12 protein-coding genes are annotated in these 13632 nt (G+C 70.7%); 8 read left to right on the top strand and 4 right to left on the bottom strand.

Going from position 1 to position 13632, the window contains the following annotated elements:
- Positions 1-62: 62 nt before the first annotated feature.
- The 4 genes from AHIS1636_RS12140 (at position 63) to AHIS1636_RS12125 (ending at position 5149) form a co-directional block, all read left to right on the top strand.
- Positions 63-821, top strand: a complete 759-nt coding sequence (locus tag AHIS1636_RS12140; protein WP_264796089.1) for a LamB/YcsF family protein — start codon at positions 63-65, stop codon at positions 819-821.
- Positions 818-2605: a 5-oxoprolinase subunit B/C family protein gene (locus AHIS1636_RS12135; RefSeq protein WP_264796088.1), complete on the top strand. Its 1788-nt coding sequence runs from the start codon at positions 818-820 to the stop codon at positions 2603-2605. Before AHIS1636_RS12140 ends, AHIS1636_RS12135 begins: the two co-directional genes overlap by 4 nt.
- Positions 2602-4335 (top strand): acetyl/propionyl/methylcrotonyl-CoA carboxylase subunit alpha, encoded by a 1734-nt coding sequence (locus AHIS1636_RS12130; RefSeq protein ID WP_264796087.1) that lies wholly within the window; start codon positions 2602-2604, stop codon positions 4333-4335. Before AHIS1636_RS12135 ends, AHIS1636_RS12130 begins: the two co-directional genes overlap by 4 nt.
- A 127-nt stretch (positions 4336-4462) precedes the next feature.
- Complete coding sequence (locus tag AHIS1636_RS12125; protein ID WP_264796086.1) at positions 4463-5149, top strand: GntR family transcriptional regulator; 687 nt, start codon at positions 4463-4465, stop codon at positions 5147-5149.
- A gap of 55 nt (positions 5150-5204) precedes the next feature.
- Here AHIS1636_RS12125 and AHIS1636_RS12120 read toward each other — a convergent pair whose 3' ends face one another.
- From AHIS1636_RS12120 to AHIS1636_RS12105, 4 genes are all read right to left on the bottom strand, one after another.
- Entirely contained in the window at positions 5205-5864 is a 660-nt protein-coding gene (locus AHIS1636_RS12120) for a GntR family transcriptional regulator (protein WP_264796085.1), read from the bottom strand.
- A gap of 99 nt (positions 5865-5963) precedes the next feature.
- On the bottom strand, positions 5964-6914 hold the full coding sequence (locus tag AHIS1636_RS12115) for a transketolase family protein (protein ID WP_264796115.1): 951 nt from the start codon (positions 6912-6914) through the stop codon (positions 5964-5966).
- Between the two features lie 65 nt (positions 6915-6979).
- Complete coding sequence (locus AHIS1636_RS12110; protein WP_264796114.1) at positions 6980-7804, bottom strand: transketolase; 825 nt, start codon at positions 7802-7804, stop codon at positions 6980-6982.
- 224 nt (positions 7805-8028) lie between these two features.
- Positions 8029-9369 carry an MFS transporter gene (locus AHIS1636_RS12105; protein WP_264796084.1) on the bottom strand — a complete coding sequence of 447 codons (1341 nt, stop codon included), beginning with the start codon at positions 9367-9369 and terminating at the stop codon, positions 8029-8031.
- A gap of 215 nt (positions 9370-9584) precedes the next feature.
- Here AHIS1636_RS12105 and AHIS1636_RS12100 point away from each other — a divergent pair, with 215 nt between their 5' ends.
- From AHIS1636_RS12100 to AHIS1636_RS12085, 4 genes are read left to right on the top strand one after another with little or no spacing between them, the layout of a single operon-like run.
- Positions 9585-10412: a sugar phosphate isomerase/epimerase family protein gene (locus AHIS1636_RS12100; RefSeq protein WP_264796083.1), complete on the top strand. Its 828-nt coding sequence runs from the start codon at positions 9585-9587 to the stop codon at positions 10410-10412.
- Positions 10413-10437: 25 nt separating this feature from the next.
- Positions 10438-11211, top strand: a complete 774-nt coding sequence (locus AHIS1636_RS12095; RefSeq protein ID WP_264796082.1) for an SDR family NAD(P)-dependent oxidoreductase — start codon at positions 10438-10440, stop codon at positions 11209-11211.
- A 33-nt stretch (positions 11212-11244) separates the two neighbouring features.
- Positions 11245-12999: a dihydroxyacetone kinase family protein gene (locus tag AHIS1636_RS12090; protein ID WP_264796081.1), complete on the top strand. Its 1755-nt coding sequence runs from the start codon at positions 11245-11247 to the stop codon at positions 12997-12999.
- Positions 13000-13008: 9 nt separating this feature from the next.
- Entirely contained in the window at positions 13009-13494 is a 486-nt protein-coding gene (locus AHIS1636_RS12085) for a ribose-5-phosphate isomerase (protein WP_264796080.1), read from the top strand.
- Positions 13495-13632 lie beyond the last annotated feature (138 nt).

Here is a 13632-nt window from a genome sequence, read left to right as displayed (position 1 = left end):
TTGAACAATCCTGGAATGTGGTGCATGCTGGAAACAGGAAACCAACGAGACGGGTGTCACACATGGCTATTATCGACCTCAACAGCGACGTCGGAGAATCCTTCGGCAACTGGGAAATGGGCGACGACGCGGCAATCTTCCGCTCCGTCTCCAGCGCCAACGTGGCCTGCGGTTTCCATGCCGGGGACCCGAGCACGATCGCCGGAACCTGCCGCGACGCGGTGGCCGCCGGAGTGACCATCGGCGCCCACGTGGGCTACCGGGACCTCGCGGGCTTCGGGCGGCGTTTCCTCGACTGCTCCCCCACGGAACTGGCGGATGACGTGCTCTACCAGCTCGGTGCCCTGCAGGCGCTGGCCCAGGCCGCCGGAGCGCGGATCCGCTACGTCAAGCCGCACGGCGCCCTCTACAACACGATCGTCCACCACGAGGCACATGCCCAGGCCGTAGTCGATGCCGTGCGTGCCTTCGGCGGGGACCTGCCGCTGCTCCTGCTCCCGGGCTCGGTGGCGCTGGCGAGGGCCGCGGCCGCCGGACTTCGCGGCGTTGCCGAGGCCTTCGCCGACCGCGCCTACAACCCGGACGGCACGCTGGTCTCGCGCCGCGAGCCGGGGGCCGTCCTCCACGATCCGGACCTCGTCGTCGCCAACATGGTGCGGCTGGCCCAGACCGGCAAGATTACGGCCATCGACGGCTCCATCATCAGGGTGGACGCCGAGAGCATCTGCGTCCACGGCGACACCCCGGGCTCGGTCGCAATGGCGGCGGCCGTGCGGGCCGGGCTCGAGTCCGCCGGCGTGACGGTCCGGAGTTTTGCGTGAGCGTGACCGCCGTCCGGTTTGCCGGGCCGCGCGCGCTGCTGGTCGAGCTCTCCGGCCTGGACTCCGTGCTCGCCCTGCATGCCCGGCTGACCGCCGACCCGCTGCCCGGCCAGCTCGATGTGCTGGCCGCGGCCTCCACCGTGCTGGTCCAGTGCGACACCCGCGCCCACGCGGTCGCGGCGAGGACCGCCGTCGAACGGCTGGAACTGGAGCACGCCCCCGCCGGGACGGGGAAAACCGTTGAAATTCCCGTGACGTACGACGGCGAGGACCTCGCCGAGGTGGCGCGTCTCACCGGCCTCAGCCCCGAGGGTGTGGTCAACGCCCACACCGGGCAGGTCTGGACCGCCGCCTTCGGCGGTTTCGCCCCCGGCTTTGCCTACCTCACGGGCGAGGACGGCTCGCTCGAGGTGCCGCGGCGCGCCACGCCGCGGACCGCCGTCCCGGCCGGCGCGGTGGCCCTGGCCGGCGGATACTCCGCCGTCTATCCGCGCAAGTCGCCGGGCGGCTGGCAGCTGATCGGACGCACCGAGAGCGTGCTGTGGGACGTCGCCCGGCCGGATCCGGCGCTGATCCGGCCGCAGGACCTGGTCCGCTTCACGGCCGTGCGGGAGTCGCTCGGCCTGGCGGTGTCGGCTGGTTCCGCGGAACCAGCAGGCTCTGCCGGGTCAGCCGAACCTGCAGGACCGGCCCGGCCTGCCGATGCCATCCTGGCCGGGTCCCGCCCGGTCCCCGCCGGCCCCGTCGAGGAGGAGCCGGCTCCCCCGCAGCCGCACACCGCCGGCTCGCTCGAGGTGGTTTCCACCGGCCTGCAGTCGCTGGTGCAGGACCTGGGCCGGCCGGGCATGGGCAACCTCGGCGTCGGCAGCTCCGGTGCGCTCGACGTGCCGGCCGCACGCCAGGCGAACCGGCTGGCCGGCAACTCCCCCGGGGACGCCGTCGTCGAGAATCTCTTCGGCTCGCTGGCCCTGCGGGCCTGCGGTGACCAGGTCCTAGCGGTCACCGGTGCACGCGTGCAGCTGGACATCGCGCCGTCCGGACGTCGTCCGGCGCAGGACGCGCCCTTCGCCCTGCTCGACGGCGAGACCCTGTCCCTCGGACCGGCGACCGCCGGGCTCCGGGCATATGTCGCCGTCCGCGGCGGGATCGAACTCGCCGCGGAGCTGGGGAGCCGCTCCACCGACACGTTGTCCGGACTGGGACCCGCGCCGATGGAGGCCGGCTTCATCCTGCCGGTGGGCCACGCCGGCAGCGGGCACGTGGTCGGCACACCGGAACCGCCCGTCCTGCGGGTCTGCCCCGGCGAAACCGCGCTGCTGCGCATCACGCCCGGCCCCCGCGACGACTGGTTCGGCCAGGCCGGGCTCGACCGGCTCACCGGACAGGACTGGGTATCCGGCTCGGCCTCGGACCGGATCGGCGTACGCCTGGAACTGCCGGGCGGCGGGGCTCCGGCCGGCGGCAGCAACGGAACGCCGACGGGCGGCGCCCCTGCGGAAACGCCCGCGCCGCTGGAGCGCATCCGGGACGGCGAGCTCCAAAGCGAGGGCACCGTGGCCGGAGCCCTGCAGGTCCCGCCGTCCGGGCTGCCCGTGCTGTTCCTGGCCGACCATCCCGTCACGGGCGGCTACCCCGTTATTGCCGCCGTGGTTCCCGAGGACCTGCCGGTGGTGGCCCAGCTGCCGCCCGGCAGCACCGTCCGCTTCGTCCTGGTCGACCCGGACACCCTGCTTCCCGCCGGCAGTGCCGGCACTTCGAACCCGCCGGAAAGGTACCGCGCATGAAGAAGGTCCTGATCGCCAACCGCGGCGAGATCGCCGTACGAGTGGCGCGCGCCTGCGCCGACGCCGGGCTCGCGTCCGTGGCCGTGTACTCCGACCCCGACGCCGATGCACTCCACGTCCGCCGCGCCGACGAAGCGTACGCACTGGGCGGGCGCAGCGGGCAGGAAACCTACCTCGACATCGGCAAGCTGATCGAGGCGGCCCGCCGCTCCGGTGCCGACGCGGTCCACCCCGGCTACGGCTTCCTCTCGGAAAACGCCGACTTTGCCGAGGCGGTCAACGAGGCCGGCCTGACCTGGATCGGCCCCTCCCCGCAATCCATCCGCGACCTGGGCAACAAGGTCACCGCCCGCGAGATCGCCGTGCGGGCCGGAGCGCCGCTGGTGCCCGGCAGCGACGGTCCGGTCGGGAGCGGCGCCGAGGTGATGGCTTTCGCGGAGGAACACGGCCTTCCGGTGGCCATCAAGGCGGCGTTCGGCGGTGGCGGCCGCGGCCTGAAGATCGCCCGCCGGATGGAGGACATCGAGGACGCCTTCGACTCCGCCGTCCGCGAAGCCACGGTGGCTTTCGGCCGGGGCGAATGCTTCGTGGAACGCTTCCTCGACAAGCCCCGGCACGTGGAAGCCCAGGTCCTGGCCGACATGCACGGCAACGTGGTCGTGGTCGGGACGCGCGACTGCTCGCTGCAGCGCCGCAACCAGAAACTCGTCGAAGAAGCCCCGGCCCCGTTCCTGGCCGAGGAGCAGCGCCGGCTCATCCACGACTCGGCCAAGGCCATCTGCCGCGAGGCCGGGTACCACGGCGCCGGCACCGTCGAATACCTGGTCGCCAGCGACGGCACCATCTCCTTCCTCGAGGTGAACACGCGCCTGCAGGTGGAACACCCCGTCACCGAGGAGACCACCGGCGTCGATCTGGTGCGCGAACAGTTCCGCATTGCCGACGGCGAACCGCTGACCCTGACGGAGGACCCCCGGCCGCAGGGCCACGCCTTCGAGTTCAGGCTCAACGCGGAGGATCCTGCCCGCGGCTTCCTGCCCGGCCCCGGCACCATCGCCGCCTTCGAACCGCCCACCGGCTCCGGCATCCGCGTGGATTCCGGCGTCCGCAGCGGATCCACGGTGCCCGGCGACTATGACTCGCTGATGGCCAAGCTCATAGTGCACGGCGCCGACCGCGCGCAGGCGCTGAACCGGGCCCGGGTGGCGCTGGACGAGATGGTCATCGCCGGACTGCCCACCGTACTGCCCTTCCACCGGGCGGTGGTCCGGGACGCGGCGTTCACCAAAACCGAGGCCTTCGGCGTCTACACCACCTGGATCGAGTCCGAGTTCGCCGAGCCGCTGGCAGCGTCCCCGGAGATCGCGGCGGCCGAGCCAGACAGCGAGCGCACGGAACTGACGGTCGAAGTCGACGGCAAGGCGCTGCGCCTCGGCCTGCCCGCCCGCCTGCTCGAGTCGCTGGTGCACGGCGGCGGCAGCGCCCCGGTGCAGGCCGCAGCGGAGGAGACGCACGAGCCGGAGATCCTGCGCGCGCCGATGAACGGCAACCTGGTCAAGTGGGTCGCGGAGGACGGCGCCGCGCTCGCCGCGGGCGACCCGGTGGCCGTCGTCGAGGCGATGAAGATGGAAACCACCATCGCCGCCCACCGGCCCGGCACCCTGGTGCGCGGAGAGCAGCAGCCCGGCACCGCCGTCGTGCGCGGTGACGCACTTGGTAGCATCGGGTAGCCGGCCCCTGGCCGCGCCTCAAACGATTGGCCCGTAATGGCTCGATAGGCCGCCCTATCCAGCCATTACGGGCCAACAGATCCGCAATTGCAGGCCCGGTTCGACCGGCGAGGGATGGGACGAACGGATGAACGCACCGCTGACGGGGATCGCCGCCCGGAGCGAGGCGACGCATGCGCACACCGCGGCCTGGGTGGCCGAGTCGCTGCGCATCCGCATCGCGGAGGGCCAGCTGCTGCCCGGCTCCAAGCTGTCCGAGCAGGCGCTGGCCACGTCCTTCGGGGTCTCCCGCAACACGCTGCGCGAGGCCTTCACCGTCCTCGCCGGCGAACACGTTGTCACGCGCATCCCCAACCGCGGCGTCATCGTGACCTCGCCCGGCCCCGAGGGCGTACGCGAGATCTACAGCGTGCGGCGGATCCTCGAGCCTGCCGCGGTCCGCTGGGGCGAGGACGTGGACGTGGATGCGCTGGCGGCGATTGTCGCGGATGCCCGGGACGCCCGGGAACGGGGCGACATCGCCGAGATGGCCGGCGCCAACCAGCGCTTCCATGAAACCCTGATCCGCGGCACCGGCAGCAAGCTGCTGCAGGAACTGATGACCCGGGTGCTGGCCCAGATGCGCCTGGTCTTCCACACCATGAGCCGGACCCCGGATTTCCATAGCCACTACGTGGAGCAGAACGCCCGGCTTGTGGCGCTGCTCGCGGCCGGGCGCCGGGAAGAGGCGGCCGACACGCTGCGCGGCTACATGGACCAGGCCGAGGCCGAACTGCTGGAACACCTCAGCGCGGATTCCGCCCCGGCGAAGTAGGCGGGCACGGTCGGCACGGCGCCGGCTGGGCCAAACTTCCCTCGCTTGGGCGTTCCTAGCCGACGAGGACCTTGGCCGCACCGTCCATGTGCTCGGTGATCGCCTCGCTGGCCTTGGCCGCGTCGCCGGTTTCGATCGCGTCCACGATCTCGCCGTGCCGCTTGACGCTCATGTTCTGGGCCGCGCGTTCGAAGCCGGCAAACATGATGGACATGCGGATATTGCCTTCCAGCGAGCCCCACGAGTGCAGCAGCGTCTCATTGCCGGTGAGGCCGCAGAGCGTCCGGTGGAAGTTCAGGTCCGCCTCGATCCGCTCCTCCAGCCCGTCCTTGCTGGCCCGGTCCATCTCCTCCAGCGCCCGGCGCAGCTCCTTGATGACCTGGGCGCGGTCCTCCAGGGCGCAGAGCTCCCGCGCGGCCAGGGACTCGAGCGCGGCCCGGACGGCGAAGATGTCGCAGATTTCCTTGGCATCCAGATGGCGGACCGACAGCCGGCCCCGCGGCCCGGCGGAAATCAGACCTTCCTGCTGCAGCTGCCGCATGGCCTCCCGCAGGGTGCCGCGGCTGATCTGCAGGGTTTCGGACAGTTCGGTTTCCACCAAGTGGGTCCCGGGAGCGATCTCGCCGGTGGTGATGGCTCGGCGCAGGGCGGCCAGGGCCTGCTGCCGGAGGCTGGTCTTTTCCAGTCCCAGCAGCGACATCGATTCTGTAGCCATCGTTTTCATCCTCGGGCGCTTGGAAGCAAGACTGTTGACAGTTGCCATGTTAACAGTCGGTCGGACGGCTGTCGCCGGTGCGAGCTCCATGCCGCCCCGCTAGAGTGCGCCGAGGACGGCCGCGACGATGCGGTCGACGGAGAGTCCGTAGCGTTCGTGCAGGGTCGGCAGGGCGCCGGCATGCAGGAACTCGTCGGGCAGGGCCACGGGCAGGATGCGCTTGGCGACCCCGGCGCGGGCGGCGGCCGCGGCGACGGTTTCGAACAGGCCGCCGACCACGGTGTGGTTCTCCAGGGTCACCACCAGCCGGTCGGTGTTGATTTCGCCCAGGACGGTCTCGGCGTCGAACGGCTTGATGGTCGGCGTGTGGACCACGGCGACATCGACGTTGTGCGCGGCGAGTTCCTTGGCTGCCTGCAGTGCCCGCATGGTCATGAGCCCGCTGGAGACGAAGACCACGTCGTTGCCGCCGCGCAGCACCTTGGCCTTGCCCAGTTCGAACGTGTAGTCGTACTCGTCCAGCACGGTGGGCACGTTGCCGCGCAGCAGGCGCAGGTAGGTCGGCCCCTCGCTCGCGGCGAGCTGCGGCACCGCCTGTTCAATGTCCACCGAGTCGCAGGGGTCCACGATGGTCAGGTTCGGCATGCCGCGGAAAATGGCCATGTCCTCGGTGGCCTGGTGGGACGGCCCGTAGCCGGTGGTCAGGCCGGGCAGCCCGCCGACGATGTTCACGTTCAGGTTCGGCTCCGCGGCGTCCAGGCAAAGGAAGTCGTAGGCCCGGCGCGCGGCGAACACCGAGTAGGTCGAGGCGAACGGGACCACACCGGTCTGCGCCATGCCGGCGGCCGCGCCGAAGAGCAGCTGCTCGGCCATGCCCATCTGGAAGAACCGCTCCGGGAAGGCCTTGGCGAAGATGTGCATGTCCGTGTACTTGCCCAGGTCGGCGGTCAGCCCGACGATCTTCTCGTTCTCCTGCGCGGCCTTGACCAGGGCGTGGCCGAACGGAGCCGGTGTGGTCTTCTGGCCGGGGTCGGCGAAGGAAGCGATCATGGCCGAGGTCTTCAGCTTCGGCTTCGGCGCGGTCTTCACGGTGGGTCCGGCTGCAGTAGTCGCGGTCACTTGGATTCTCCTTCGGATGCGGTGCGGGCTTCGTACCCGGCGGTCAGCTGCTCGCGGCAGATCTGCCATTCGTGTTCATCGATGCGCATGAAGTGCGCCTTCTCCCGGTCTTCGAGCAGCGGCACGCCGCGGCCGACCTTGGTGTCGCACAGGATGACTGACGGCTTGCCCTCGGCCTCGGCCTTGGCGGCGGCCGAGTCGAAGGCGGCCAGCAGGGCCCCGACGTCGTTGCCGTCCACGCGCTGCACGAACCAGCCGCACGCCGCCCACTTGTCCAGCACCGGCTCGGTCCGCAGCACCGTGTCGGTCTTGCCGTCGGCCTGCAGGGCGTTGATGTCCACGATCGCGGTCAGGTTGCCCAGCTGGTGGTGGTGCGCGCCCATCGCGGCTTCCCAGGTGGAACCCTCGTCCAGTTCCCCGTCGGAGAGGAAGTTGAACACGCGGGCGCCGGAGCCCTGCAGGCGCAGGCCCAGCGCGGTGCCCACGGCGATGGTCAGGCCGTGCCCGAGCGAGCCGCCGGAAATTTCCATCCCGGGGGTGTAGGTGGACATGCCGGACATCGGCAGCCGCGAATCGTCCGAGCCGTACGTCTCCAGCTCGTCGACCGGGACGATCCCGGCCTCGGCCAGCGCGGCGTAGTGGCCGATCGCGTAGTGTCCGGTGGAGAGCAGGAAGCGGTCCCGCCCCTCCCACTCCGGGTCCTCGGCCCGGTAGCGCAGCTGGTCGGCGTAGACCGCGGCGAGGACGTCGGCCGCGTCGAGCGCCTGGCCCACGTAGCCCTGCCCCTGCGCCTCGCCCATGTTCAGCACGTGGTGGCGCATCCGGTAGGCCGCGGCTTCGACGCGTGCCACCCGTTCCTGCAATGACGCAGTCTCGGGAGCGCGGACGGTTTCGGTGATGGTCACAGGATTTCCTTTCGGGAAAAGTACGACGGCGTGGCGCCGGGGCGGGCGGTAGGTCCCGCCCCGGCGCGGCTCGGGTTGAGGAAGATCGGGCGCTTACCGGTCCTGGAGGACGTGGCGGTTGCGCCTGCTCGGGTCCGGATTCAGGCGGTCACTTTGGCCGGCTTGGTGGTCGCCGCGGCCTCCGCGGCCAGGCGGCGCTCCCGGGGGCCCCAGGTTTCGCGGGTTGCCAGCGCGGCCCACAGGCCGATGGCGCCGTAGAGGCTGAACAGCAGCGCCGGTCCGACCCAGCCCAGGGCCACGAACAGCAGGGTGGTGATGAAGGGGGTGAAGCCGGAGACCATCGCCGAGATCTGGTAGGCCAGCGAGGCGCCCGTCGAGCGGGTCTTGGCCTGGAACAGCTCGGGGAACCAGGCGCCCTGGGCACCGGCCAGCGAGTTCTGGCAGACCGCGTAGGAGATCACGATGGTGGCGATGATGAAGAGGAACAGGCCCGTGTTGACCAGCAGGAACATCGGGACGCCGAAGAGGACGGCGAACGCGGTGGAGGCGATGTAGACCGGGCGGCGGCCCACCTTGTCCGTCAGGCGGCCCCAGGCCATGGTGGCGAAGATGCCGATGCCGGAGGCGATGCACAGCGCGACCAGGGTCTGGGTCTTGTCGGCCAGCCCGGAGTTGTGCAGGTAGGAAATCATGTAAGTGACGGACACGGCGTAGCCGGCGGTCTCCGCGATGCGCAGGCCGATGCCGCGCACGATGTTGCGCCAGTCGTCGCGGATGACCTCGACGATCGGGGACTTCACGATGTCGCCGTGTTCCTTGACGTCCTCGAAGACCGGGGACTCGGGCACCTTGGAGCGGATGATCAGGCCCACCGCGACCAGGATGATGCTGGCCAGGAACGGCACGCGCCAGGCCCACTCGTTGCCCAGATGCACGCTGAAGAGGAAGACGAGATTGGCCAGGAGCAGGCCCACCGGGAAGCCGGCCTGCACGATGCCGGTGTACTTGCCCTTCTGCTTCCAGGGCGCGTGCTCGTAGCTCATCAGGATGGCCCCGCCCCACTCGGCGCCGAAGGCCAGGCCCTGGATGACTCGGACGGTGACCAGCAGCGCCGGAGCCAGGAGGCCGACCTGCGCGTAGGTCGGCAGCAGGCCGATGGCGAAGGTGGCCAAACCCATGAGGATCAGCGAGGAGACCAGCACCGGCTTGCGTCCGATCCGGTCGCCGAGGTGCCCGCCGATGATGCCGCCCAGCGGGCGGGCCGCGAAGCCGACGCCGAGGGTCGCGAACGCCGCCAGGGTGCCGGTGAGGGGGTCGCCGCCCGGGAAGAAGGCGGTGCCGAAGTACAGGGCCGCGGCGGTGCCGAAGCCAATGAAGTCGTACGTTTCGATAACGGCGCCAACTCCGGAGCCGATGGCGACGCGCTTGGCGTCCTTTGTGCCGTGAACGGGGCCGCGCATTGTCAGGGCTTCGTTGCTCATCGAATTACCTTTCGAAGCGATGGCGGAGGCTGGAGGAAACCTCCGTCACTGTTGACAGTCAACAGGATATGCCAAACAGTGTGAGCCGCGCCACTCGCATCTGTCAACAGTCGACAGAAAATTTCTTCAACCGTTGACTGTCAACAGTCGACTGCTCTAACGTGGTTCGCGTCACAACACTGCTCCACCCGTTCCGACTTCCTAAAAGGGACCCCATGACCTTCCATTCGCGGCTGGGCTGCTCCACCATCAGCTTTCGGCACCAGGACCTCGCCACGGCGCTGGCCACCATCGCCGGCCTCGGCTTCACCGAGATCGATCTGGGTGCCCTGCCGGGCGTGTGCGACCACGTGCCCTACGTCCTCGACGAGCAGGCGGTCACCGCCGTCGCAGGGATCGTCGCCGCCTCCGGACTGCGCGTGCGCTCCATCAACGGCGACATCGGCGACCTGAACCGCCCGCTCTCCGCGGAAGAGCGGGCGCAGCGCTCCCGGCACCTGGACATGCTGCTCGCCCTCGCGGGGCAGACCGCCGCGGAGGCGCTGGTACTGCCGTGCGGCGCGCTGGACAACAACCCCCTCGGCACCCTGGACCAGGACCTCGACCTCGTCGCCGCCGAACTCGCCGTAGCCGGCGAGCGCGCGGCGGAGACCGGCGTCGGACTCTGGACCGAATCCCTGCACTTCTTCCGCCTCTGCCACGACACCGAACGCGCGCAGCGGCTGACCGACCGGCTCGCCGGCACGGACGTGCAGGTCGTCATGGATTTCAGCCACATCGTCGCCTCCGGCGGCAGCCCCGAGGACTTCGTGGAGCGCTTCCATGGGCGCATCGCGCACGTCCACCTGCGCGATGCCGTCCCCGGAAACATCAACCTCAGCATCGGCAACGGCCAGGCGGACTTCGCGGCCGGCCTGAAGTCGCTGGCGGACAAGGGCTACACCGGCCGCTTTTCCCTGGAACTCGAAACCCGCGACGTCGACCACGACGAACGCCCGGCGGCAGCCGCAGCGGCGGCCGCCTTCATCTCGGACCTCATCTAGCAACGCAACAACCCAAGGAGACACCATGACCACCATCCAGCGCACCGCCGTCGTCACCGGCGCCACGTCCGAGCGCGGCATCGGCGAGGCCACCGCCCGCCGCTATGCCCGCGAGGGCTGGGCCATCGTCATCCTCGACCTCGACGGCGAGAAGTCCGCGAAGGTTGCCCGCGCGATCGGCAACGAGCTGAACGTCCCGGCCTTCGGCCACGAAATCGACGTCACCAGCGAAGCGTCCGTGGCCGCCGCCCAGGCCGCGGTCGACGCCGAAGTCCGGGCCGGCAACCTGCCTCCCGTGGGGGCGCTGGCCAACATCGCCGGCATCACCTCGCCCGTGCCGTTCCTGGAGACCACGCTCGACCTCTGGAACAAGGTCATGGCCGTCAACGCCACCGGCACCTACCTGGTCACGAAGGCCTTCCTGCCCGCGATGCTGGAGAACAAGTGGGGCCGCATCGTCAACATGTCCTCGGTCTCCGCGCAGCGCGGCGGCGGCGTGTTCGGCAAGGTTCCCTACTCCTCCGCCAAGGCAGCCATCCTCGGCTTCACCAAGGCCCTGGCCCGCGAGCTGGGCGACAGCGGCGTCACCGTCAACGCGGTGACGCCCGGCGCCGTCGACACGAACATTCGCGTCGGCACCACCCCCGAACTGGAGGCAGCCATCGCGGCCGACGTCCCGCTCGGCCGCACCGCCACCACCGAGGAAGTCGCCGCCGTCATCACCTTCCTCTCCAGCCAGGACGCCGCTTACCTGACCGGCGCCACGTTCGACATCAACGGCGGAAGCCACCTGCACTAGCCGGTTCCGGCTCCCCAGACCGAAAGAACTCCCATGACCAGAATCTTCAATGACCCGGCCGTCTTCGCCGAAGAGGCCCTGCAGGGCTTCTGCGAGCTCCACCCGAACCAGGTGCGCCAGGTCGACGGCGGGGCCGTCCGCCGGCACCGTCCGGCGCAGCCGAAGGTGGCCGTCATTCCCGGCGGCGGCTCGGGCCACTACCCAGCGTTCGCCGGACTGATCGGGCCGGGCTTTGCCGACGGCGCCGTGGTGGGCAACATCTTCACCTCGCCGTCCGCGCAGCAGGCCTACTCGGTGGCCAGGGCCGCCGAGTCCGGCGGCGGCGTCGTCTTCACCTACGGCAACTACGCCGGCGACGTAATGAACTTCGGCCTCGCCACCGAGCGGCTGGCGGCCGAGGGCATCCGGGTGGAGAACGTCATCGTCACGGACGACATCGCGTCCGCGGCGGCGGGCGAGGTCGACAAGCGCCGCGGCATCGCCGGCGACTTCACGGTCTTCAAGGTCATGGGCGCCGCGGCCGAGGCCGGAGCGGGCTTCGACGATGTGGTCCGGCTGGGGCGCAAGGCCAACAGCCTCACCCGTACCATGGGCGCCGCCTTCGCCGGCTGCACCTTCCCCGGCGCGGACACCCCGCTGTTCACGGTCGCGGACGGGCAGATGGGCCTCGGGCTCGGGATCCACGGCGAACCCGGGCTGCACGACACCGAACTGCCCTCCGCCGCGGAGCTGGCCCGGGAACTCGTCGGGCGCGTGCTGGCCGAGGCACCCGTCGAGGGCGGCTCCCGGCTCGCCGTCATCCTCAACGGCCTAGGCTCCACCAAGCATGAGGAACTCTTCGTGCTGTGGCGGACCGTCTCGGCGCTGCTCCGCGAGGCCGGCCACACCCTGGTCCTGCCCGAGGTCGGCGAGCTCGTGACCTCCCTCGACATGGCGGGCGTCTCGCTCACGGTCACCTGGCTGGACGACGAACTCGAGCAGCTCTGGGCCGCCCCCGCGGAGACCCCGGCCTTCCGCCGCGGCTCGCTGGCCGGCGCGGCAGCCGCGGGCGGCGAAAGTACGGACGCTGCCGAGGCGGCGCCGGACGAAGCGCAGGCTTCGGCCGCCCCGGTCCCCGCCTCCTCCGAGGAATCCCGGCGGTTCGCGCAGCATTGCATGTCCGCGCTGGAAACCGCGCGGCTGACGCTCCACGAGGCTGAATCCAGGCTCGGGGACATGGACGCCATCGCGGGCGACGGCGACCACGGCCGCGGCATGGTCCGCGGCATCGACGCCGCGTTCGACGCCGCCGTCCTCGCCCTCGACAACGGCGCGGGGGCCGGAACCATGCTGGCCACGGCGGGCGACGCGTGGGCGGCCAAGGCAGGCGGCACCTCCGGCGTCCTGTGGGGCGGTGGCCTGCGGGCCGCCGGGGAAAGCCTCGGCGACGAGGCGGCCCCCTCACCGGCCGGGCTCGTCGCCGCGGCCCAGGCCTTCACGAACCGTATCCTCACCCTGGGCAAGGCCGAAGCCGGCGACAAGACCCTCGTGGACGCCCTGCTGCCGCTCGTCCGCACCCTGGTTGATGCCACCGGCAACGGCGCCGCCCCGCAGGCCGCCTGGCACGAAGCCGCCCGCGCGGCCGCGTCGGCCGCCGAGGCTACGGCGGCCTTCATCCCGAAGAAGGGCCGCGCCAGGCCGCTGGCGGAAAAGAGCATCGGCACCCCTGACCCGGGCGCCACGTCCCTCGCGATGGTGGCCGCCGCCGTCGTCGACCGCTTCACCACTACCAACGCGCAAACGAAGTAAGGACCTCCCATGACACTGCGACTCATCCTCGGCTCGGACGAAGCCGGCGTCGATTACAAGGACCAGATCCTGGCCGACCTGCGGCAGGACCCGCGCGTGGGCGAAATCATCGACATCGGCGTCAACCGCGCTGACGAGGACTTCAACAAGCCCTACCCGTACATCGGCATCGCCGCCGGCGAGCTCATCCGGGACGGCCGCGCCGACCGCGCCATCCTGTTCTGCGGCACGGGCCTGGGCGTGGCCATCTCCGCCAACAAGGTCGAGGGCATCCGCGCGGCCACCGCGCACGATTCCTTCTCCGTGGAGCGCTCCGTGCTCTCGAACAACTGCCAGATCCTGACCATGGGCCAGCGCGTCATCGGCCTCGAACTGGCCCGGCGGCTCGCCAAGGAGTGGATCGGCTACACCTTCGACCCGTCCTCCGCCTCGGCGGCGAAGGTCCAGGTGCTTGAGGACTTCGAAGGGGCGGCCGCGGCCACGGGCGGCGCCTGAGGCACCGGTCCAGGACACCGGCACGGGAACGACGGCGGCGGAACGGTTAACCCGCCGGCCACCCCACCGCCTCCGTCCGTCCACCCCGCCCGCCTAACTTCATGGTGTCCCTCCCCTCGAACCACTCGCAGGAGCACA

The organism is Arthrobacter mangrovi (assembly GCF_026011795.1).
Lineage (GTDB): Bacteria > Actinomycetota > Actinomycetes > Actinomycetales > Micrococcaceae > Crystallibacter > Crystallibacter mangrovi.
Note: the sequence above shows the minus strand (reverse complement) of the source record. Positions and strands in the feature narration are given on the sequence as shown.

Coding starts and splice junctions, on each gene's coding strand:
- AHIS1636_RS12140 (WP_264796089.1), top strand. CDS start 63: ATGGCTATTATCGACCTCAACAGCGACGTCGGAGAATCCTTCGGCAAC.
- AHIS1636_RS12130 (WP_264796087.1), top strand. CDS start 2,602: ATGAAGAAGGTCCTGATCGCCAACCGCGGCGAGATCGCCGTACGAGTG.
- AHIS1636_RS12125 (WP_264796086.1), top strand. CDS start 4,463: ATGAACGCACCGCTGACGGGGATCGCCGCCCGGAGCGAGGCGACGCAT.
- AHIS1636_RS12120 (WP_264796085.1), bottom strand. CDS start 5,864: ATGGCTACAGAATCGATGTCGCTGCTGGGACTGGAAAAGACCAGCCTC.
- AHIS1636_RS12115 (WP_264796115.1), bottom strand. CDS start 6,914: ATGATCGCTTCCTTCGCCGACCCCGGCCAGAAGACCACACCGGCTCCG.
- AHIS1636_RS12110 (WP_264796114.1), bottom strand. CDS start 7,804: ATGCGCCACCACGTGCTGAACATGGGCGAGGCGCAGGGGCAGGGCTAC.
- AHIS1636_RS12105 (WP_264796084.1), bottom strand. CDS start 9,369: ATGAGCAACGAAGCCCTGACAATGCGCGGCCCCGTTCACGGCACAAAG.
- AHIS1636_RS12100 (WP_264796083.1), top strand. CDS start 9,585: ATGACCTTCCATTCGCGGCTGGGCTGCTCCACCATCAGCTTTCGGCAC.
- AHIS1636_RS12095 (WP_264796082.1), top strand. CDS start 10,438: ATGACCACCATCCAGCGCACCGCCGTCGTCACCGGCGCCACGTCCGAG.
- AHIS1636_RS12090 (WP_264796081.1), top strand. CDS start 11,245: ATGACCAGAATCTTCAATGACCCGGCCGTCTTCGCCGAAGAGGCCCTG.
- AHIS1636_RS12085 (WP_264796080.1), top strand. CDS start 13,009: ATGACACTGCGACTCATCCTCGGCTCGGACGAAGCCGGCGTCGATTAC.